The sequence below is a fragment of the Kribbella sp. NPDC049227 genome (assembly GCF_043197265.1).
Classification (GTDB): Bacteria; Actinomycetota; Actinomycetes; order Propionibacteriales; family Kribbellaceae; genus Kribbella.
The window spans coordinates 126,599-144,442 of sequence record NZ_JBICST010000009.1; the positions used below are offsets into that span (position 1 = coordinate 126,599).

The 17,844-nt window shown below is 68.2% G+C and carries 20 protein-coding genes; 11 read left to right on the forward strand and 9 right to left on the reverse strand.

The window, feature by feature from the left end; genetic code table 11:
- Positions 1-2: 2 nt before the first annotated feature.
- Both ACGFH6_RS37105 and ACGFH6_RS37110 read right to left on the reverse strand, forming a co-directional pair.
- Positions 3-749 carry an SDR family oxidoreductase gene (locus ACGFH6_RS37105; protein WP_393393919.1) on the reverse strand — a complete coding sequence of 249 codons (747 nt, stop codon included), beginning with the start codon at positions 747-749 and terminating at the stop codon, positions 3-5.
- A gap of 101 nt (positions 750-850) precedes the next feature.
- Positions 851-1,777 (reverse strand): LysR family transcriptional regulator, encoded by a 927-nt coding sequence (locus ACGFH6_RS37110; RefSeq protein ID WP_393393921.1) that lies wholly within the window; start codon positions 1,775-1,777, stop codon positions 851-853.
- A gap of 80 nt (positions 1,778-1,857) precedes the next feature.
- Between ACGFH6_RS37110 and ACGFH6_RS37115 the strand changes: the two genes are divergently transcribed.
- A complete protein-coding gene (locus ACGFH6_RS37115) occupies positions 1,858-2,961 on the forward strand; it encodes a serine hydrolase domain-containing protein (RefSeq protein WP_393393923.1) in 1,104 nt (367 codons plus the stop codon).
- A 22-nt stretch (positions 2,962-2,983) separates the two neighbouring features.
- Here ACGFH6_RS37115 and ACGFH6_RS37120 read toward each other — a convergent pair whose 3' ends face one another.
- Both ACGFH6_RS37120 and ACGFH6_RS37125 read right to left on the reverse strand, forming a co-directional pair.
- Positions 2,984-3,160, reverse strand: coding sequence for a hypothetical protein (locus tag ACGFH6_RS37120; protein WP_360455520.1), 177 nt, complete (start codon positions 3,158-3,160; stop codon positions 2,984-2,986).
- Positions 3,161-3,406: 246 nt separating this feature from the next.
- Positions 3,407-3,781 carry a glyoxalase superfamily protein gene (locus tag ACGFH6_RS37125; RefSeq protein WP_131511081.1) on the reverse strand — a complete coding sequence of 125 codons (375 nt, stop codon included), beginning with the start codon at positions 3,779-3,781 and terminating at the stop codon, positions 3,407-3,409.
- 128 nt (positions 3,782-3,909) lie between these two features.
- Between ACGFH6_RS37125 and ACGFH6_RS37130 the strand changes: the two genes are divergently transcribed.
- Both ACGFH6_RS37130 and ACGFH6_RS37135 read left to right on the forward strand, forming a co-directional pair.
- On the forward strand, positions 3,910-4,728 hold the full coding sequence (locus tag ACGFH6_RS37130; RefSeq protein WP_393393928.1) for a SigB/SigF/SigG family RNA polymerase sigma factor: 819 nt from the start codon (positions 3,910-3,912) through the stop codon (positions 4,726-4,728).
- On the forward strand, positions 4,725-5,219 hold the full coding sequence (locus tag ACGFH6_RS37135; RefSeq protein ID WP_393393930.1) for a DNA polymerase ligase N-terminal domain-containing protein: 495 nt from the start codon (positions 4,725-4,727) through the stop codon (positions 5,217-5,219). Before ACGFH6_RS37130 ends, ACGFH6_RS37135 begins: the two co-directional genes overlap by 4 nt.
- A gap of 20 nt (positions 5,220-5,239) precedes the next feature.
- Here the strand turns inward: ACGFH6_RS37135 and ACGFH6_RS37140 are convergent, their stop codons facing one another.
- Together ACGFH6_RS37140 and ACGFH6_RS37145 are read right to left on the reverse strand one after the other, a co-directional pair.
- The gene (locus ACGFH6_RS37140) at positions 5,240-5,887 is read right to left on the reverse strand and encodes a nitroreductase family protein (RefSeq protein ID WP_393393933.1); all 648 of its coding nucleotides are present in this window, start codon (positions 5,885-5,887) and stop codon (positions 5,240-5,242) included.
- A 128-nt stretch (positions 5,888-6,015) separates the two neighbouring features.
- A complete protein-coding gene (locus ACGFH6_RS37145) occupies positions 6,016-6,978 on the reverse strand; it encodes a penicillin-insensitive murein endopeptidase (protein ID WP_393393935.1) in 963 nt (320 codons plus the stop codon).
- A 114-nt stretch (positions 6,979-7,092) separates the two neighbouring features.
- Here ACGFH6_RS37145 and ACGFH6_RS37150 point away from each other — a divergent pair, with 114 nt between their 5' ends.
- The gene (locus ACGFH6_RS37150) at positions 7,093-7,770 is read left to right on the forward strand and encodes a nitroreductase family protein (protein WP_393393938.1); all 678 of its coding nucleotides are present in this window, start codon (positions 7,093-7,095) and stop codon (positions 7,768-7,770) included.
- Positions 7,771-7,773: 3 nt separating this feature from the next.
- On the opposite strand, the gene ACGFH6_RS37155 is transcribed toward ACGFH6_RS37150, so the two are convergent.
- Positions 7,774-8,391: an L-threonylcarbamoyladenylate synthase gene (locus ACGFH6_RS37155; protein WP_131511086.1), complete on the reverse strand. Its 618-nt coding sequence runs from the start codon at positions 8,389-8,391 to the stop codon at positions 7,774-7,776.
- Between the two features lie 11 nt (positions 8,392-8,402).
- Positions 8,403-9,602, reverse strand: a complete 1,200-nt coding sequence (locus ACGFH6_RS37160) for an ROK family protein (protein ID WP_393393942.1) — start codon at positions 9,600-9,602, stop codon at positions 8,403-8,405.
- A 130-nt stretch (positions 9,603-9,732) separates the two neighbouring features.
- Here ACGFH6_RS37160 and ACGFH6_RS37165 point away from each other — a divergent pair, with 130 nt between their 5' ends.
- The 7 genes from ACGFH6_RS37165 to ACGFH6_RS37195 are packed head-to-tail and all read left to right on the forward strand — an operon-like array spanning position 9,733 to position 16,340.
- Positions 9,733-11,115: an ABC transporter substrate-binding protein gene (locus ACGFH6_RS37165; protein WP_393393945.1), complete on the forward strand. Its 1,383-nt coding sequence runs from the start codon at positions 9,733-9,735 to the stop codon at positions 11,113-11,115.
- The gene (locus tag ACGFH6_RS37170) at positions 11,115-12,011 is read left to right on the forward strand and encodes a carbohydrate ABC transporter permease (protein ID WP_393393948.1); all 897 of its coding nucleotides are present in this window, start codon (positions 11,115-11,117) and stop codon (positions 12,009-12,011) included. The genes ACGFH6_RS37165 and ACGFH6_RS37170 overlap by 1 nt, the downstream gene beginning before the upstream one ends.
- Positions 12,008-12,901: a carbohydrate ABC transporter permease gene (locus tag ACGFH6_RS37175; RefSeq protein WP_393393951.1), complete on the forward strand. Its 894-nt coding sequence runs from the start codon at positions 12,008-12,010 to the stop codon at positions 12,899-12,901. The genes ACGFH6_RS37170 and ACGFH6_RS37175 overlap by 4 nt, the downstream gene beginning before the upstream one ends.
- A gap of 10 nt (positions 12,902-12,911) precedes the next feature.
- Complete coding sequence (locus ACGFH6_RS37180) at positions 12,912-13,220, forward strand: EthD family reductase (RefSeq protein ID WP_393393953.1); 309 nt, start codon at positions 12,912-12,914, stop codon at positions 13,218-13,220.
- On the forward strand, positions 13,217-14,305 hold the full coding sequence (locus ACGFH6_RS37185) for a Gfo/Idh/MocA family protein (protein ID WP_393393956.1): 1,089 nt from the start codon (positions 13,217-13,219) through the stop codon (positions 14,303-14,305). Before ACGFH6_RS37180 ends, ACGFH6_RS37185 begins: the two co-directional genes overlap by 4 nt.
- Complete coding sequence (locus ACGFH6_RS37190; protein WP_393393958.1) at positions 14,305-15,516, forward strand: Tm-1-like ATP-binding domain-containing protein; 1,212 nt, start codon at positions 14,305-14,307, stop codon at positions 15,514-15,516. The genes ACGFH6_RS37185 and ACGFH6_RS37190 overlap by 1 nt, the downstream gene beginning before the upstream one ends.
- Complete coding sequence (locus ACGFH6_RS37195; protein ID WP_393393960.1) at positions 15,513-16,340, forward strand: phosphoenolpyruvate hydrolase family protein; 828 nt, start codon at positions 15,513-15,515, stop codon at positions 16,338-16,340. The genes ACGFH6_RS37190 and ACGFH6_RS37195 overlap by 4 nt, the downstream gene beginning before the upstream one ends.
- On the opposite strand, the gene ACGFH6_RS37200 is transcribed toward ACGFH6_RS37195, so the two are convergent.
- Positions 16,310-17,815 (reverse strand): PLP-dependent aminotransferase family protein, encoded by a 1,506-nt coding sequence (locus ACGFH6_RS37200; protein WP_393393963.1) that lies wholly within the window; start codon positions 17,813-17,815, stop codon positions 16,310-16,312. The two genes, ACGFH6_RS37195 and ACGFH6_RS37200, sit on opposite strands and share 31 nt — an antisense overlap.
- Positions 17,816-17,844: the final 29 nt, after the last annotated feature.

Below are 17,844 nucleotides of genomic sequence, written 5' to 3' on the forward strand. Positions count from 1 at the left end.
GATTACGCGGCCGAGCCGCCGTTGGCGTAGATGACCTGGCCGTTGATCCAGCGGGCCGGACCGGCCAGGAAGGCGATGATCTCGGCGATGTCGGACGGCGCACCCAGGCGCTCCAGCGGCGGCTCGGCGGCGATCCGGTCGATCAGTTCCTGCGGCTTGCCCTCGAAGAACAGCGGGGTCGCGGTCGGACCGGGGGCGACGGTGTTGACGGTGATGTCACGGCCGCGCAGTTCGCGGGCCAGGATCAGGGTGATGGCCTCGACGCCGCCCTTGGTGGCGGAGTAGGCCGAGTAGCCGGGCCGGGCCAGCTTGGTCAGCGAGCTGGAGATGTTCACGATCGCGCCGCCGTTGCGGACCCGCCGTACGGCCTGCTGGTCGACCACGATGGTGCCGCGAAGGTTGGTCCGCACGACCCGGTCGAACACGTCCAGGTCGAGGTCGGCCAGCGGCGACAGCGGCATGATCCCGGCCGCGTGCACGACCACGTCGACCCCGCCGAACTCCTGCTCGGTCCGGTCGAACAGCGCGGCCACCGCGGTCTCGTCGGCGACGTCGGCCTGGACCGCGATCCCCCGGCCGCCGGCCTGCTCGACCTCCTTGACGGCCTCTTCGCCCGCCGCCTGGTTGCCGCCGTACACGATCACCACCGCGTAGCCGTCGCGGCCCAGCCGGGCCGCCGCCTCGCGGCCGATGCCACTGGATCCGCCGGTCACGATGGCGACCCGCTCGGTGGTGGTGTTCTCGGTCATCGTCCTGCTCCTCGATCTCGGTGCCTGGTCTTGCTGACACCTAGATCGTGCTCCGCAGGATGGATCAAGTCCAACGACTCAAGTCGATGGGTGAATCAATTCTATTGATGTACGTCGGCACCCGGTTCGGTGCCGGACGGATGCCGGAGATGGGTGCTGACCAGACCGAGGAGGGCCCGCAGCGCGGCGGTCGGTTTGCGCTTCTTCAGCGTGGCCATGTACAGCGACCACTGGAACGATTCGCCGGTGATCGCCACGACCCGGATCGCCTTCTGATCCGCCACGGCGTACCCGGGCAGGATGCCGAGGCCGACGCCGTGCCGGACGAACTCGACACCGTTCTCGATGCCGAGTGCCTCGACCACAACATGCCGTCCGATCCCGGCCGCCTCGAAGGTCTGGTCGATCATCGTCCGGGTCCCGAACCCGGGCGGGAAGTCGACGAACGCCTCGTCGGCAAGGTCGGCCAGTGTCACCGACCGCCGGCGCGCGAGCCGGTGCCCGACCGGGACCGCGAGCACCTGCGGGACCCGGAGCAACTCCCAGGCGGTCAGCTCGCGCGGCACGCTGCCGGCCGCGATCCCGAGGAACCCCACGTCGATGTCGCCGTTCCGCAGCGCGACGACCACGCCGGCCGATCCTTCGGCGTCGACCCGCAACTGGAGCTCGACGTTCGGGTACCGCCGGCGGAACTCACCGGCCGCGGCGGGCAGGTCGATCAGCCCGAGACCCGGCAGCAAACCGACCCGAACGGACCCGCGCATGCCCGCACCGAGTTCGTCGACCACGTCACGCGCGCCCTGGACCGCGTCCATCACCGCCAGCGCTTCCGGCAGGAACGCCGTACCCGCCTCCGTCAGGACGACCCGCTGGGCGCTCCGCTCGAACAGCGTGACCCTGAGATCACGTTCCAGCGCGGCGATCGCGGCACTCACCGCACTCTGCACCACATGCAACCGCCGAGCGGCCAGCGTGAAACTGCGCTCGTGCGCCACCGCCACGAAGTACTCCAGCTGCCGCAACTCCACAGCCGAAGTCTGCCGCACCGCACGTCAAGAACGCCGGGCCCGCTCCGACCTGGCAGTGACGGAACACCGAAGGAGACAGGATGGGCAACGTGACGAATCTTCAGGAGCAGGTGCAGCAGCGGGTCGACGAACTGGCCAGGACCGAGATCGGCCTGCAGGTGGCGGCGTACCAGAACGGTGAACTGGTCGTCGATGCCGTCGCGGGTGCCTCCGACCCCGCGACCGGCCGCCCCGTCACCGCGAGCACCCTGTTCTACAGCGCCTCGACCGGCAAGGCCGCGGCCGCAACCGTCGCCAACGTGCTGGTCGATCGCGGCGTCCTCGCGTACGACTCTCCGATCGCGGACATCTGGCCCGAGTTCGCAGCGCACGGCAAGGAGAAGGCGACGTTGCGGCACGTGCTGACCCACTCGGTCGGCCTGCCCGCGCTGCCGCCGGACACCACCCTCGCCGACCTGGCCGACTGGACGAAGCTGACGTCGTACCTCGCCGCGGCCGAGCCGTGGTGGGAGCCGGGCACCAGGACGACGTACCACGCCGAGACCTTCGGCTATCTCGTCGGCGAGATCGTCCGTCGCGCAACGGGCCGCACGATTTCCGACGTACAGCGGGAGATCGCCGAGCCGCTCGGGATCGCGGACGAGGTGTACTTCGGCGTACCCCTCGACCAGCAGCACCGCGTCGCCACGCTCGTCGAGCCGAACGGCGCCGAGGAGACCTTCGCCATGCTGGCCGGAATGTTCGCCGAGGTCACCCCGCCCGCCGCCATGCCCCGCGCCGCATACCTCAACACGCCTGAGCATCTCGCCGCCGAGACCCCGTCCAGCGGCATCCTGACCGCCCGCGGCATCGCCAAGCTGTACGCCGCTCTGATCGGTGAGGTCGACGGTGTCCGGTTGGTCCGGCCGGAGTCGGTCGCGGAGATCACCGGTCGGGCCCTGGTCGCGAAGGACGAACTGCTCGGGAATCCGGCGACATGGGCGCTGGGCTACCCGATCGGCCGGCTCGGTTCAACAGCGGAGGAGAGCCCGACGTCGTTCGGGATGCCGGGCATGGGTGGCAGCGTCGCCTGGGCCGATACGCGCTCAGGCGTGGCGTTCGCGTTGACCAGGTCCCTGTTCGACCCGGCGCAGTCGGCGTCGGCGATCGAGATCGGCAACCTGGTTGCGAAATCTCTCTCCTGAAATCCCTGCTGGGTAAGGGCTTTCAGGACCCGCGGACCGACTGCTGGTCGACCCAGACCAAGTGGCCGTGGTGGCTGACGAGAACCTCGTCGGCCCCGGCCGCTCCGGTCCGGCGGCCCAGCTCCTGGCCGGCGATCCAGCGACCGCCGATGCGGACCTGGACAGCCACGGGCCGGGCCGGGGAAGTGGCTACTGGCATGGCACCTGACTTCTGGACAGGGGCGGAAGCGGTGGGGTGGCGTCGTACTGCTGTGGGGTGATGCTGAAGTCCGGTCATCGTCGCCCTCGCAAGGACACACAACCATCATCTGGGGGGCTGGTTGCTCAGCCAAAGGCCACCCTACAACCGAGAGATGACCCACCGTTAGCGGTAACTCGGATTGATCCGGAACCCCGAACCACCAGTCGGCGCGAGCCCGTGGAACCAGGCGGAAACCGGGCGGAACTAGTCGGCGCGACCGACGATCTGCTGCAGCGCCCAAGTGTTCCCGTCCGGGTCGCTGAAGAAGACGAACCGGCCCCACGGCATCTCCTGGACGTCCGACACGTCCACCCCGCGACCCGCCAGCTCGGCGCGAGCCGCGTCGGCATCGGACACCACGATCTGCAGCCCGCGGACCGAGCCGGGCTCGGCCTGGCCCATGCCGCTGCCGATCGCGATCGAGCAGGCCGATCCGGGCGGCGTGAGCTGAACGAACCTCAGTTCTTCGCTGACCTGATGGTCGTGATCGGCGACGAAGCCGACCTTGTCCGTGTAGAACGCCTTGGCCCGGTCAACGTCCGACACCGGGACCGACACCAGCTCGAGCTTCCAGTCCATGGCGGCAACCTACTGCCTGCCCGGATGCATAACCCAGGGTCGGTGGGGTAGAACTGTGGTCAGAACATCCTGACCGCGGTCCAGACATGTGCCGCGCCGTGACTCAGAGTCGCGAGGTCAGACACATCATGAACACCGTTGCCAGCACCACCGCCGAGCCGCGCCGCACCGATCGGAAGCAGCGCCGAGACAGCGAAACCAGGTCCCTGCTGAGCCGGCGAGCCGCCAGCACGGACGAGAATCTCCGGCAGGCCCTTCTCGATCAAGCGATCGAACTCCACCTCGGTATCGCGCACAGCATCGCCTCGCGGTTCCGCGGCCGCGGCGTGGAGGCCGACGATCTCGACCAGGTCGCGTACCTGGGCCTGGTCAAGGCCGCCCGCAGCTACGACCCGGATGCGGACACGCCGTTTCTGGCGTACGCCGTACCGACCATCCGGGGCGAGGTGAAACGGTACTTCCGGGACTGCTCCTGGACGGTCCGGATCCCGCGCCGCCTGCAGGAACTGCAAGGATCCATCGCCTCGGTCCGGCCGCGGCTGGTGCAGGAGCTGCACCGCGAGCCGACCCAGCAGGAGCTGGCCGACGAAATAGGGGCCCAGGTCAACGAAATCGAGGATGCCATCGCCGCTGACGGCTGCTTCTCGGTGCTGTCCCTGGACCGCCCGGTCGACGACGACTCGGCCGCGAACCTGGCCGACACGATCGCCGACTCCGACGACACCGCGTTCGAGCGGACCGAGGCGGTCGCCGTCCTCGAGCCGGTGCTGAGCGCGCTCGCGCCGCGCGAGCGTAAGATTCTGGAACTACGGTTCGTCGAGGGTCACACCCAGGCGGACATCGGTGCCGAGATCGGAGTGAGCCAGATGCAGGTGTCCCGGTTGCTCCGCGGCATCCTCGACCGGCTGCGCGACCGGATCGAGCCGCCTGCGGCAGCCGCCGCTTGACCAACAAGCCGATCTTCGTGGTGCAGCTGCACGACGCCCGGCGGCTGCACTACGACGTCCGGCTCGAGGTGGACGGCGTACTCAAGTCATGGGCGGTCCCGCGGGGGCCGTCACTGGATCCGGTGGTGAAGCGGCTCGCCGTCTTCACCACCGACCACGACCTCGAGTACGCCTCGTACGAAGGCGTGCACGCCGACGCGCAGTACGGCAGTGGCGCCGTGATCGTCTGGGACGCCGGGATCTACACCAACCTGACCCACGACGACCGGCACCAGGTGGTGGACCCGGCCCAGGCGATCGAACGCGGTCATTTCAAGGTTCAGCTGCACGGCGTGAAACTCAACGGCGCTTGGGCCTTCACCCGCACCGGTGCGGACTGGTTGCTGGTGAAGGTCCGCGACGCCGCGGCCGATCCCGCGCTCGATCTGACGGTCACCGAGCCACGGTCGGTTCTCAGTGGTCTGACCATCGAGGAGATGGCCGCGTCCTGACCGTTGCCCTTAGCAACGTGCTACCAGGTATCGACGTGCAGGATGTCGTCGAGCGGCTGCCGAGCCGCGGGCTTGAAGTCGGTGCCGATCGTGTACGCGGTCGGGATCAGTGCGGTCTGGCGGATGTCCTCCGGCAGACCGAGTAGTTCGCCGACCTCCTGCTCGTAGTTCAGATGCAGGGTCGTCCACGCCGTACCGAGTCCGCGGGCGCGTGCGGCCAGGCAGTAACTCCACGCAGAGGGAAGGATCGAGCCCCACAACCCGGCCTGGTTGCCCGCAGGCAGGTTCTTCGCCTGCAGACACGGGATGACGAGGACGGGAACCTGCCCCATCCGCTCACCCAGATAGGCCACGCCATCCCCGATCCTGCGCTGGATCGGCCCGCGGACCGGGTCGTCGGCGTACAGCTTCCCGGCGGCCCCGGAGCCGGCCAGGTACTTCTCGACCGCGAGCCGGTAGTACTCCCCGATCACCGCCCGCTTCTCGGCGTCCGTGATCACCAGCCAGTGCCAGGTCTGCCGATTACTCCCCGACGGCGCCTGCAACGCAACCTCGATGCACTCCCGGATCAACTCGGCCGGAACCGGCTTCTCCAGATCCAGCCGCTTGCGCACCGTCCGGGTGGTCGTGAGCAGTTCGTCGGGCGAGAGGTCCAGTGTCTGCGTCATGCCCCACAGTCTGCATGCCGTACCGAAGAACGGGACGTAGAGGTATGCATAGCTCCGATCCGCCGCCTGGGCAGCGGCGGCGGACCGGCCTTCAGAGGACTACTACCAGTCCTTCGGTACGCCGAGGGTCAGCAGGTGTAGAGGGAGTTGGGGTGGACCTTCTCGCAGAAGCGGACGTGGAGGTGGTTGTCGTGGGCCGGCCACTCGGTGGTGAGGCCCTCGCTGATCAGGGTCGGGTCGTTGAAGAAGATGATCCGGACGTGCCCTGGAGCGGCGGCGTGGAGCGCCTGGATGAGTTGACGGGTCGCGGCCCGGTCGTACGTCGCCGACTGCCAGGTGATGCGGCCCGCGGTGCACTGCGCGCTGTCGGTCCGGATCGGCCAGATGTCGATGTCCAGCCCGACGTCGTGACTGCCGTGGCCGGGGATGTCACCACCGTGCTCGAAGCCGGCGTCGCCGTACGGGAGCCGGCCCTGGTTCGTGCTCGCGAACGACCGGGCCGCCTGCTCGAGTTGTGCGACAGCCGCGGACGTCGCCCAGTTGGCCGCCGTACCGTTGCCGTCGGGGTCCTGGTCGCAGAGGTTGGCGGCGAAGTCCGGGTAGTCGTAGTGCCAGGCGAGGTTGCGCCAGGTGACCGGACCGACGATGCCGTCCGCGCCGATCCCGGCGTGCGACTGGAACGCGACCACCGCGTCGCGGACCGCCGTACTGAACACTCCGTCGACCGGGAGACTCAACCGCCGCTTGGCGTTCAGTTCGACCTGCAACGCCTTCACCGCGGCGTTGTTGTCACCGGACCGGATCGTCGGTGCCAGCGCGGCCCACGTCTGCGGTCCGACGATCCCATCCACGCCGAGACCCTTGGCCGTCTGGAACGCCTTGGCAGCCGCGACGGTCGTCGTACCGAACACTCCATCAGCAGCGACGGACTGCCCGTTGTGCTGCAGCAAATACTGGATCGCCAGTACGTCGGCCCCCCGATTCCCACTGCTCTGCGTCGGGAAGAACGCATTCGCATAGGCCTGAGCCGACCCAGGCAGCAAGCCGGCGACCAGCAGCACGGTCAAGGCACACAGAACAACACGCTTCATGGTCCCTCCGGGGCGGAAGAGGTAACTGACCAACACTTCCCCGCCACCATCCGGCATCCATTTCCCACCCGCAAGACCCTGGCAGTACGATGCTTGCAGATAATCCTGAACCAGATGATCTTCTACTGGAAGGGTAACGCCCTGATGTCACTGAACCTGTCGGCCGACGAGGTGCTGTCCACGACGCGCGCGGTGCGCAGACGCCTCGATCTCACCCGCCCGGTGCCGCGCGAGCTGATCGAGGAGTGCGTCGATCTCGCCACCCAGGCCCCGACCGGCCGCAACCGACAGCGCTGGCACTTCCTGGTCGTCACCGAGGAGGCCCAGCGGCAGGCCGTGGCCGACGTGTTCCGGCGTGCACTGCCACTGGCGACCGGCCACCCGCTGACCGACCGCGACGTGTCGCGGATGAACTACCACGCAGCCTCGACCGAGCGGGTCTTCGACAGCCTGCGCTACCTGGTGGACAACATCCGTCGGGTGCCGGCCTTCGTCATCCCGGCCGTCGAGGGACGCACCGATCGAGCGTCGGTCGACGTGCAGTCCGGGGTCTGGGGATCGATCCTGCCCGCCGTGTGGAGCTTCATGCTCGCCGCCCGCGAGCGCGGTCTCGGGACGGTCTGGACAACCGCGCAGGCACCGCTCGAACATGAACTCGCCGAGATCCTCGGCGTCCCGTACGACGAGGTCATGCTGGCGGCGTTCATCCCGCTTGCGTTCACGCTCGGCACCGACTTCCGGCCGGCCAAGCGCGTCCCCCGCGACCAGGTCCTGCACTGGAACCAGTGGTAGCTCCTACTCGAAGAGCTTGGGGTCTCCGGCGCCGACGCGGACGATTTCGGGGAAGTCTTCGGAGAAGTCGATGACCGTGGTGGGTTCGGTGCCGGCTTCGCCGTCGACGACGGCGTCCACCTGGTGATCCAGCTCTTCCTTGATCTCCCAGCCCTGCGTCATCGGCTCCTCGTGGTCGGGGAGAAGCAGGGTGCTGGAGACCAGTGGCTCACCGAGCTCGGTGACCAGGGCCTGCGCCACGACGTGGTCGGGGATGCGTACGCCGACCGTCTTCTTCTTCGGGTGCAGCAGCCGGCGCGGCACCTCCTTGGTGGCCGGCAGGATGAACGTGTAGCTGCCCGGGGTCGCCGCCTTGATCGACCGGAAGACCGCGTTGCTGATGTGCACGAACTGCCCGAGCTGGGCGAAGTCCTGGCAGACCAGGGTGAAGTGGTGTTTGTCGTCGAGGTGCCTGATGGCCCGGATCCGGTCGATCCCGTCCCGGTTCCCCAGCTGGCACCCGAGCGCGAAGCAGGAGTCCGTCGGGTACGCGATCAACCCGCCCTCACGGACGAGGTCCACCACCTGCCCGACCGCCCGCCGCTGAGGATTCTCCGGATGCACGTCGAAATACCTGGCCATGACCGCCGAGCCTAGCGCTGCAGCCCAACCAGGTAACCGTCGACCGCAGCCGGCTGAAGAGCATGCTCGACGACCATCATGGCCGCGCCGTACAGACCGGCGTCCGGTCCCATGGTTGCGGGCTCGATCCGTACGTCGCCGGCCGGGCCGGACTGTGCCGACTTGGCGATGCTCTCGCGGATGCCGGCGATCAGCTGCTCCTCGGCCTCGGCGAGGTAACCCCACAAACTGATGACGCCGGGGTTGAGCAGATTCACCACACCGGCCAGGACTTCGCCGATGTCGCGACCGGCGATTCGCACCGCGTGCCCCGCCTCGACATGCGCGGACCGGGCCAGGGTTGCGACGGCGCGAGCGTTCGGCGCATCCACACCCTCGGCCCGGAGCCGACGAGCGAGGGCGGCACCACTTGCGACGGCGTTGAGGCAGCCGAGGTTGCCGCAGCTGCAGGGCACTTCGGACGCACCGACCCGAGTATGACCGATCTCCCCGGCCAAGCCCGAGACGCCTTGGATTACCTTGCCGTTGACAACGACCCCGCACCCGATGACCGTGCCGACCTTCACGCAGACCAGCACCTCGGGCTCGTCGGTACGCGCGCAGTGCTCGCCGAACGCGAGCAGGTTGACGTCATGGTCGACGAAGATCGGCACGTCCGTCCAGCGGTTCAGCACCTCGCACACCGACTCGGCCGTCCAGTCCGCGCCGCCACCCTGCGACGCCAGCTCCACCCGGGCCGGCATCCCGAAGCCGATGCCGTGCACACGGGCCGGGTCCGCGTCCAGTTGCTCGAGCATGCCGTCGTACGTCCGGGTGACCTCGGACAGCACCGCCTCCGGCCCGTCGGCCAGGTCGATGTCGATCATCGTGCTGGTGAGGATCTCGCCGGCCAAGTCCGTCGCGGCCAGCCGGATGCCCGAGATGCCCAGCTGTGCCGCCAGCGTGAGTCCGGCCCGCGGACTGAAGCTGAGCGTCGCGGCCGGTCGTCCGCGGGATCCGTCCGCGGACGGTCCGTCCAGGGACAGCAGCCCAGCAGCCAGCAGTACGTCGACCCGATCGTTCACCGTGGATCGGGCGATCCCGAGCTCGTCGGCCAGTTGACCGGTCGTGTTCGCCCGGCCGTGCCGGACCAGTTCGAGGATCTCGCCGGACCGGGCGATCCGGGACTGCGACGCCGGACGGCGGCGGGAGCGTAGTGGCGCGGTGGTCATCCTGGTCCCCCTCGTGGTCCGACGCTGCTCACACAGTATCAATTAGAACTCCGGTCGACATCTTTCTGTTGACGGTCGACATTAAAGACCATACGCTCGCCGAAAAGCCTCCCGGGACCAAGGAGTTCGCATGACCAGTTCAGGACTGACCCGGAGACAGTTGCTCCGGACCGGCGGGGTGGCCGTCGCCGCCGCCGGACTGGCGCCGGCCGCGCTGGCCGGGTGCGGCGGCTCGGACGATGCCGGCGGGACCGGCGGCCCGCTCAGCTTCATGTACTGGGGATCGGCCTTCGAGAAGAAGGCGATCGACGAGATGCTGAAGAAGTACGGCAAGGAGCACGACGGCGCGAAGGTCGACCCGATGTACGTGCCGGTGTCGAACTACCCGACCAAGGTGTCCAGCCTGGTCGCCGCGAACACCCCACCCGACCTGGCCTACCTGGGCACCGGGCAGATGTACGACCTGGCGCAGAAGGACCTGATCCTCAACCTGTTCCCGTATCTGGACAAGTACCCCGAGCTGAAGGACCGGCTGCCGAGCAGCTACTTCTGGTACGGCAAGGACAAGCTCGCCGCGAACCAGTTGGCGATGGGCGTGCAGATCCTCTACTACAACACCGACGCCTTCGAGGCGGCCGGTCTCGACCCGGCGCCGTTCACCGCGGACACTGCCTGGAGCTGGGACGACTTCGTCCAGGCGGCCGACAAACTGACCGTCGACCAGAACGGCAAGCACCCGTCCGAGGACGGTTTCGACTCCGGCAAGGTGAAGCAGTTCGGCACCATCGCGCCGATCGGCGGTGCCCCGCTCTACAGCCTGCTGCGCTCCAACGGCGGCGACATGGTGAACGAGGACGGTACGAAGTTCACGCTCGACTCGGCCGCGGCGATCGACGTCCTGAAGAAGATCCAGGACCTGATCTACGTGCATCGGGTGGCGCCGAGTCCGGCCCAGCTGGGCAAGAACGCGCCGACCACGTCGGTGCAGCTGCAGACCAAGCGGGTCGGGATGATCATCGACGGCAACTGGACGCTGCTCGACCTGATGGAGAGCAAGGTGCCGTTCGGCGTCGCCGTACTGCCGAAGTTCAAGGAGCCGTTGACGATGACCGGCGGTGCGGCCGGCGCGATCTTCGCCAAGACCAAGCACCCGGAGGAGGCGATCGAACTCTACCTGTACTACAACGACCCCGAACACGTTGATCTGTTCAAGGACGGGCTCTGGGCGCCACTGCAGAAGAAGTACTACACGGACCAGGCCGAGATCGACAAGTGGGTGCTGAAGGACAAGTACCCGGCCAACTTCAAGACCGCGGTGGTCGACACGACGCTGAAGAACGGCGTCACCGACTGGGGCCAGCAGATCAAGAACGCGGACCGGATCCACCAGGTGCTCGACCCGGCGATCGAGCAGATCAGCCTGAACAAGGGCGCGCCGGTCGACATCGTCAAGGCGCTGAAGCCGAAGATGCAGGCGCTGCTGCAGGGCAAGTGGCCCCTCCAGGAGCTGTGATGGCTTCTTCTCCGATGAAGCAGGAGGCACGCTGGGGCGTGCTGCTGGCCCTGCCCGCGATCATCGGCTTCGTCGCGTTCACCTTCCTGCCGATGATCGCCTCGGCGGTGATCAGCCTGACCGACTGGACCATCGGTGCGGCACCGAAGTTCGTCGGCTTCGCCAACTACACCAGGATGTTCACGGCCGACGACAGCTTCTTCAAGTCGCTGTGGGCCACGCTGTACTACACGCTGGGCGCCGTACCGCTGCTGCTGATCGTCGCGTTCGCGGTCGCGCTCCTGCTCAACCAGCCGGTCCGCGGGCAGGCCGTCTTCCGGGTGATCTACTACCTGCCCGCGATCGTGCCGATCGTGGCGAACTCGATGCTGTGGATCTGGCTGTTCAACCCGGACTTCGGGCTGCTGAACACGCTGACGGAGAAGGCCGGGCTGCCCCGGTCGCAGTGGATCTTCGACGAGAGTACGGCGATCCCGTCGCTGATCCTGATGTCGGTGTGGGGCTTCGGCAACGTCGCTGTGATCTTCCTGGCGGGATTGCAGGGCGTGCCGCGGCAACTCTACGAGGCGATCGCGGTGGACGGCGGCGGGGCGTGGCGGAAGTTCCGGCACATCACGTTGCCGATGATGACGCCGACGATCTTCTACAGCCTGGTGACGAGTGTGATCGGGGCGCTGCAGGTGTTCGTGCAGGCCGCCGTGATGACCGAGGGCGGGCCGAACGACTCGACGCTGTTCTACATCTACTACCTGTACCGGACCGCGTTCACGAACAACGAGATGGGATACGCCAGCGCGCTGGCCTGGGTGCTGTTCCTGGTGATCATGGCGGTCACCGTGGTGCTGTTCCGCAACTCCAGCCGCTGGGTCTACTACGAGGCCGGGAGCACCCGATGACCGCCGTACTGGAGAAACCCGAGGTGGTGGCGGCCGCGCCACCGGCATCGCGGCCGCTGGCGCCGCGGGGTGTGGGGAAGAGGCTCCTCGTCTACCTGCTGCTCATCGCCGGTGCGGTGCCGACGCTGCTGCCGTTGATCTGGCTGGTTCGCAGTGCGTTGATGGACTCGGGCCAGATCTTCGTCTCGCCACCGCAGTGGATCCCGAAACCCTTTGCCTGGGACAACTTCTCCGGCGCGCTCACACAGGTGCCGTTCGCGCGGTACTTCCTGAACACGCTGATCATCGAGGCCGGCGTACTGATCGGGACGGTGCTGTCCTGCTCGCTGGCGGCGTTCTCGTTCGCCCGGCTGCGTTGGAAGCACAAGAACCTGGTCTTCGGCATCCTGATGTCCGGGGTGATGCTGCCGTACGCCGTGACGCTGATCCCGACGTTCCTCTTCTGGCAGAAGCTCGGACTGGTGAACACCTACGTGCCGCTGATCCTGCCGCACTGGTTCGGCACCGGGGTGTTCAACATCTTCCTGCTCCGCCAGTTCTTCCTGTCCATCCCGTACGAGCTGGACGAGTCGGCGTACATCGACGGGGCGACGCCGCTGCAGGTGTACTGGCGGATCATCCTGCCGCTGTCGAAGCCGGCCCTGGCCGTGGTGAGTGTGTTCACGTTCCTCGGGGTCTGGAACGACTACCTCGGCCCCCTGATCTACTTGAACGACTCGGACAAATACACGCTGGCAATGGGGCTGGCGTCGTTCCAGGGCACCTACACCGCACAGTGGGGGTACCTGATGGCCGCGGCCGCCGTGGTGCTGCTGCCGATCGTGCTGTTGTTCGCCTTCGCACAGAAGTACTTCGTCGAGGGCATCGCGCTGACCGGACTGAAAGGCTGATATGTACAAGGTGACCGTGCTCTACGGGCCGCCGGACTCGACCGAGGAGTTCGACCGGTACTACGACGAGACACACATCCCGATCGCCCAGCAGATGACCGGACTCAAGCGGTGGACCGTGTGCCGCTTCGAATCCGCGCCGGACGGGACACCACCGCAGTACCACTACCAGGCCGAGCTCTACACCGACAGCCGCGCGGACCTCGAGCTCGTACTGGAGTCCCAGGCAGGTAAGGCGGCCAACGAGGACGTGGCGAACTTCGCCAGCGGCGGCGCGGTGTTCCTGTTCGGTGAGGAGCGGGAGGTGCCGGTCCGATGAGCATCGATGTGATCGTGGTCGGCCTCGGCTTCGGCGCCGACTTCGCCCCGATCTACCAGGCCCATCCCGACGTCGGCCGCGTCGCGGTCGTCGACGCGGATCCCGCCCGTACGACAGCCGTCGCCGACCGGCTCGGGATCACCGACCGGTTTCCGAGCCTAGACGAGGCGCTGGCCGCACCCGGCTGGGACGCGGTCCACCTGCTCACTCCTGTGCGCTTCCATGCGGAACAGGTCCAGCAGGTGCTGAGGTCCGGCCGGCACTGCGCCTCGGCGGTGCCGATGGCAACGACCCTCGAGGATCTGGACGCACTGATCGCGGCACAGGACGATGCTCAGCGCAACTACATGATGATGGAGACCGCGGTGTACTCCCGCGAGTTCTTCCACGCGCGAACCCTGCTGGACACTGGCAAGCTCGGGCGCCTCGCCTACTTCAAGGGCGACCACCTGCAGAACCTCGACGGGTATCCGGACTACTGGCGCGGCTACCCGCCGATGCACTACGTCACGCACGCCCTCTCACCCGCCCTGGCGCTGGCGAACTCCCGCGTCGAGTCCGTCCGCTGCCTCGGCTCCAGCAAGCTGACGCCGGACCACATCGGCGTCGCGGGCGAGGGGTTCGGCACCGAGGCCGCACTGTTCAAACTGAGCGGCGACGATGATCTGGTCGCGAACGTGACGATGTCGTTCTTCCAGCTGGGCCGCAGCTACCTCGAAGGCTTCTCGGTGTACGGCGACGAGGGCGCGCTCGAGTGGCCGCAGCTCGAAGGCGGTCCGATGAAGGAGTTCAAGCTCGAGCAGCTCCCCGACGGGCGCCGGGGCCGGCCGGTGACCGAGGCCGACGTCCGGCCGCCCGGCGCACCCGAACTGTTGCCCGAGGCACTGAAGCGGTTCGCTGACGGTGGACATGGCGGCTCGCATCCGCATCTCGTCCACGAGTTCGTGTCCAGCATGGTCGAGAACCGCGAGCCCAGGGTCGACGCCCGGACCGCGGCGACCTGGACCGCACCCGGGATCTGCGCCCACCAGTCGGCCCTCCAGGGCGGCGCCGAGATCCAGGTGCCGGACTACGGAGCTCGCTGATGGCCGTCATCGCGCTTGTCGGCGCCCTCGACACGAAGGGAGCGGAGTACGCCTTCCTGGCCGACCGGGTCGCAGCACTCGGGGCCACTCCGCTCCTGATCGACGTCGGGGTGCTCGGCGTACCGGCGCTGACGCCGGGGATCGGTCGTGACCTGATCGCCGAGCTCGGCGGTGGTTCGCTCACCGAGCTACGCGATCGGGGCGACCGGAACGCGGCGATGACGGTGATGGCGCGTGGTGCCGCGTCATCCTTGGCGGATCTCGTGGCGTCCGGCGATGTTGACGGCGTACTGGCGGTCGGCGGGTCCAACGCGGCGTACGTGATGGCGGAGATCTGCGCGCGGCTGCCGTTCGGCTTCCCGAAGGTGCTGGTCTCGACCATCGCGGCCGGCGACACCCGGTCGTACGTCCGCGAGACCGACCTGACGCTGATGTACCCAGTTGTCGACATCAACGGCCTGAACCGGCTCAGCCGGCCCGTCCTCGCGAACGCCGCGCAGGCGTGCGTCGGGATGGCAACGAGCCGGTACGCCGAACCCGCCGGCGGCCCACCGCTGGTCGGGGTGAGCATGTTCGGAGTGACGACGGCCTGCGGGTCGTCCGTTGTCCGTGGCATGGAGGACCGCGGTTTCGAGGCGTTGACGTTCCACTGCACTGGTGTCGGCGGCCGCACCTTGGAGGCGCTCATCCGCGGCGGCACGATCCAAGGTGTCGCCGACCTGACCACCACCGAGCTCGCCGACGACCTGGTCGGCGGGGTCTGCTCGGCCGGTCCCGACCGCCTCACCGCCGCGGCGGAGGCCGGCGTACCTCAGGTTGTCAGTGTCGGCGCGCTCGACATGGTCAACTTCTACGACACCGTGCCGCCGGAGTTCTCCGGACGGCTGCTCCACCCGCACAACCCGGCTGTGACGCTGATGCGGACCACAGCCGCCGAGTGTGCCGAACTGGGTCGCCGGATCGCGGCCCGGCTCAATCCCTCCATCGCACCCGTGGCCGTCCTGTTCCCGCGCCGTGGGTTGTCCCAGCTGTCCACACCCGGCGGGGTCTTCTACGACCCCGCCGCGGACGACGCGCTGTACCAGGCCTTGCGGGACGGGCTGCGGCCCGGCATCGACCTGCACGACTTCGACACCGACATCAACGACCCGGCGGTGCCTGCCACCGCCGTGGATCTGCTGGCCACCTGGCTGGAGAAGGAGACACCGTGAACACTTTGACCCGCGCCGAGCTGCTGGCCGGCTTCCGCCGCAAGGTCGCCGAGGGCCGCCCGATCATCGGCGGTGGCGCCGGCACCGGGCTGTCCGCCAAGTGCGCCGAGGCCGCCGGCCTCGACTTCGTGGTGATCTACAACTCCGGGCGGTACCGGATGGCCGGGCGTTCCTCGATGGCCGGCCTGATGCCGTACGGCGACGCGAACGCGATCGTGATGGAGATGGGCACCGAGGTGCTGCCGGTGACCGACAAGCTGCCGGTGATGGCCGGCGTGTGCGGGACCGACCCGTTCCGCGACATCCCGCGGTTCCTCGATCAGGTGAAGGCGGCCGGATTCGCGGGGATCCAGAACTACCCGACCGTGTGCCTGTTCGACGGGATCATCCGGGCCAACCTGGAGGAGACCGGCCTGGGCTTCTACCGCGAGGTCGACCTGGTCCGGGCCGCCCGGGAGCGCGACCTGGTGACGCTGGCCTACGTGCACAGCGAGGACGAGGCGGCCGCGATGACCGAGGCCGGCGCCGACGTGCTGGTCCCGCACATGGGGCTGACCACGTCCGGCATGATCGGCGCGCAGACCAGCCTGAGCCTGGACGACTCGGTCGACCTGGTCTCCCGGCTACGGGACGCGATCTTCGCCGTCAACCCGGATGCGCTGGTGATCTGCCACGGCGGACCGATCGCGACCCCCGAGGACGCCAAGCACATCCTGTCGAAGGTCGACGGCGTGGTCGGCTTCCTCGGTGCCTCCAGCATGGAACGCCTGCCGACCGAAGTCGCCATGGTCGATCACATGCGGAGCTTCCACGCGATCAGGTGACCGCGGAGGTGAGGGTGACGTCTACGGTTGCGCGGTTCAGGTAGTCGGTCCAGGCCTGGGACAGCCGGGTGACGCCCTGGCTCATCATGGCTGTGGGCAACGAATACGGCAGCCGGGTGTGGTCGTCGGTGCTGCCGTCGGCCGAGAAGACCGCGCCCGGCAGCAGCGCGACGCCGTACCGCAAGGCGATCTGGGCGAAGTGGGTCGCGTCGCCCTGCGGTAGCCGGACCCACAGCGACGCACCGGCCTGCGGTTCGCGCCAGGTCCAGTCCGGCAGGTGCCGGCCGAGCAGTTCGGTCAACGTCCGCAGCCCGGCCGGCAGCGCGGTACGTCGCTCGGCCTCGGCGGCATCGCGGTGGTCGGTGGTCCATCAACCGCAGTGCGACCTCCTGGGCGACCAGCGAGCTGCCCAGGTCGGTGATGCCACGGACCTGGGCGAACCGCGAAACCGCCTGCGGGACAGCCCGGATCCAGCCGAGCCGCAGGCCACCCCAGAACAGCTTGCTCATCGAGCCGATCGTGACGAGCCGCTCGTGGGTGGCCAGCGCCGGGGCGTACGGTCGCCCGTCGAACGACGTACCGGACAGCGATGTGTCGTCGACGAGGACGACCTCGTGCTGGTCGAGCAGCCGCGCGAGCCGCTGCCTGCGATCGTCGGACAGTACGACGCCGGTCGGGTTGTGCGCGGCCGTCTGGACATAGACCAGCCGCGGCGACTCGGTGGCGAGCAGCTTCTCCAACGCGATGACGTCGAGCCCTTCGTCGTCGATCCGTACAGTCCGCATCCGGCTGCCGGTCCGCCCGAAGGCCTCCAACGCACCGCGGTACGTCGGTTGCTCGACGACCACACCGTCACCTGGCTGCAGGCAACCACGGGCGACCAACTCCAAGGCCTGCTGGGCGCCGGAGGTGATCAGGATGTCCTCGGGTGCGGTCGGCATCCCCGCATCGCTGTACCAGCGGGCGATCCGCTCACGCAGCGCCGGCAGACCCCGCAAGTGGTAGCCATGATGCGTGCCGGTCAGGCGGAGGTAGTCGTCCCGCGTCAGACCCGCCGCGACGTCGGCGACCAGGTCAAGACTGGGCAGTGCCGCGGTCGCGAAGTCGATCGTTGCCAACGGCCCGTTCAGGAACTGGCTCGCCGCGTGGTCGCCGGCGAGCACTCCGCCCGACACCGTCTCGCGGGCGCGGCCGGCGCTGACCGTGGTCCCGCTCCCCTGCCGCCGCTCCAGCCGTCCGCTCTCGCGCAATGCCTGGTACGCCGCGACGACCGTCGTACGGCTGACCGTCAGGGCCGTGGCGAGGGCACGCTCGGGTGGCAGGACCGCGGCCGGCGGGAGCTCACCGCGGTCGATCAACTCGGCCAGGCTGTCGCTCAACTGGCGGTAGAGCGGGCCGGACCGCGCACCCGCGCCGACCAGCATCCGCGCGAGCTCGTCAGCCGAGAACCTGAGGCCATTGGCGTCCTGAATCACAAACAGAGTCCAATTTCGTCGATGTGGCT

Coding starts and splice junctions, on each gene's coding strand:
- ACGFH6_RS37155 (WP_131511086.1), bottom strand. CDS start 8,391: ATGGCCAGGTATTTCGACGTGCATCCGGAGAATCCTCAGCGGCGGGCG.
- ACGFH6_RS37165 (WP_393393945.1), top strand. CDS start 9,733: ATGACCAGTTCAGGACTGACCCGGAGACAGTTGCTCCGGACCGGCGGG.
- ACGFH6_RS37160 (WP_393393942.1), bottom strand. CDS start 9,602: ATGACCACCGCGCCACTACGCTCCCGCCGCCGTCCGGCGTCGCAGTCC.
- ACGFH6_RS37190 (WP_393393958.1), top strand. CDS start 14,305: ATGGCCGTCATCGCGCTTGTCGGCGCCCTCGACACGAAGGGAGCGGAG.
- ACGFH6_RS37150 (WP_393393938.1), top strand. CDS start 7,093: ATGATCTTCTACTGGAAGGGTAACGCCCTGATGTCACTGAACCTGTCG.
- ACGFH6_RS37145 (WP_393393935.1), bottom strand. CDS start 6,978: ATGAAGCGTGTTGTTCTGTGTGCCTTGACCGTGCTGCTGGTCGCCGGC.
- ACGFH6_RS37125 (WP_131511081.1), bottom strand. CDS start 3,781: ATGGACTGGAAGCTCGAGCTGGTGTCGGTCCCGGTGTCGGACGTTGAC.
- ACGFH6_RS37185 (WP_393393956.1), top strand. CDS start 13,217: ATGAGCATCGATGTGATCGTGGTCGGCCTCGGCTTCGGCGCCGACTTC.
- ACGFH6_RS37105 (WP_393393919.1), bottom strand. CDS start 749: ATGACCGAGAACACCACCACCGAGCGGGTCGCCATCGTGACCGGCGGA.
- ACGFH6_RS37170 (WP_393393948.1), top strand. CDS start 11,115: ATGGCTTCTTCTCCGATGAAGCAGGAGGCACGCTGGGGCGTGCTGCTG.
- ACGFH6_RS37115 (WP_393393923.1), top strand. CDS start 1,858: ATGGGCAACGTGACGAATCTTCAGGAGCAGGTGCAGCAGCGGGTCGAC.
- ACGFH6_RS37130 (WP_393393928.1), top strand. CDS start 3,910: ATGAACACCGTTGCCAGCACCACCGCCGAGCCGCGCCGCACCGATCGG.
- ACGFH6_RS37175 (WP_393393951.1), top strand. CDS start 12,008: ATGACCGCCGTACTGGAGAAACCCGAGGTGGTGGCGGCCGCGCCACCG.
- ACGFH6_RS37140 (WP_393393933.1), bottom strand. CDS start 5,887: ATGACGCAGACACTGGACCTCTCGCCCGACGAACTGCTCACGACCACC.
- ACGFH6_RS37120 (WP_360455520.1), bottom strand. CDS start 3,160: ATGCCAGTAGCCACTTCCCCGGCCCGGCCCGTGGCTGTCCAGGTCCGC.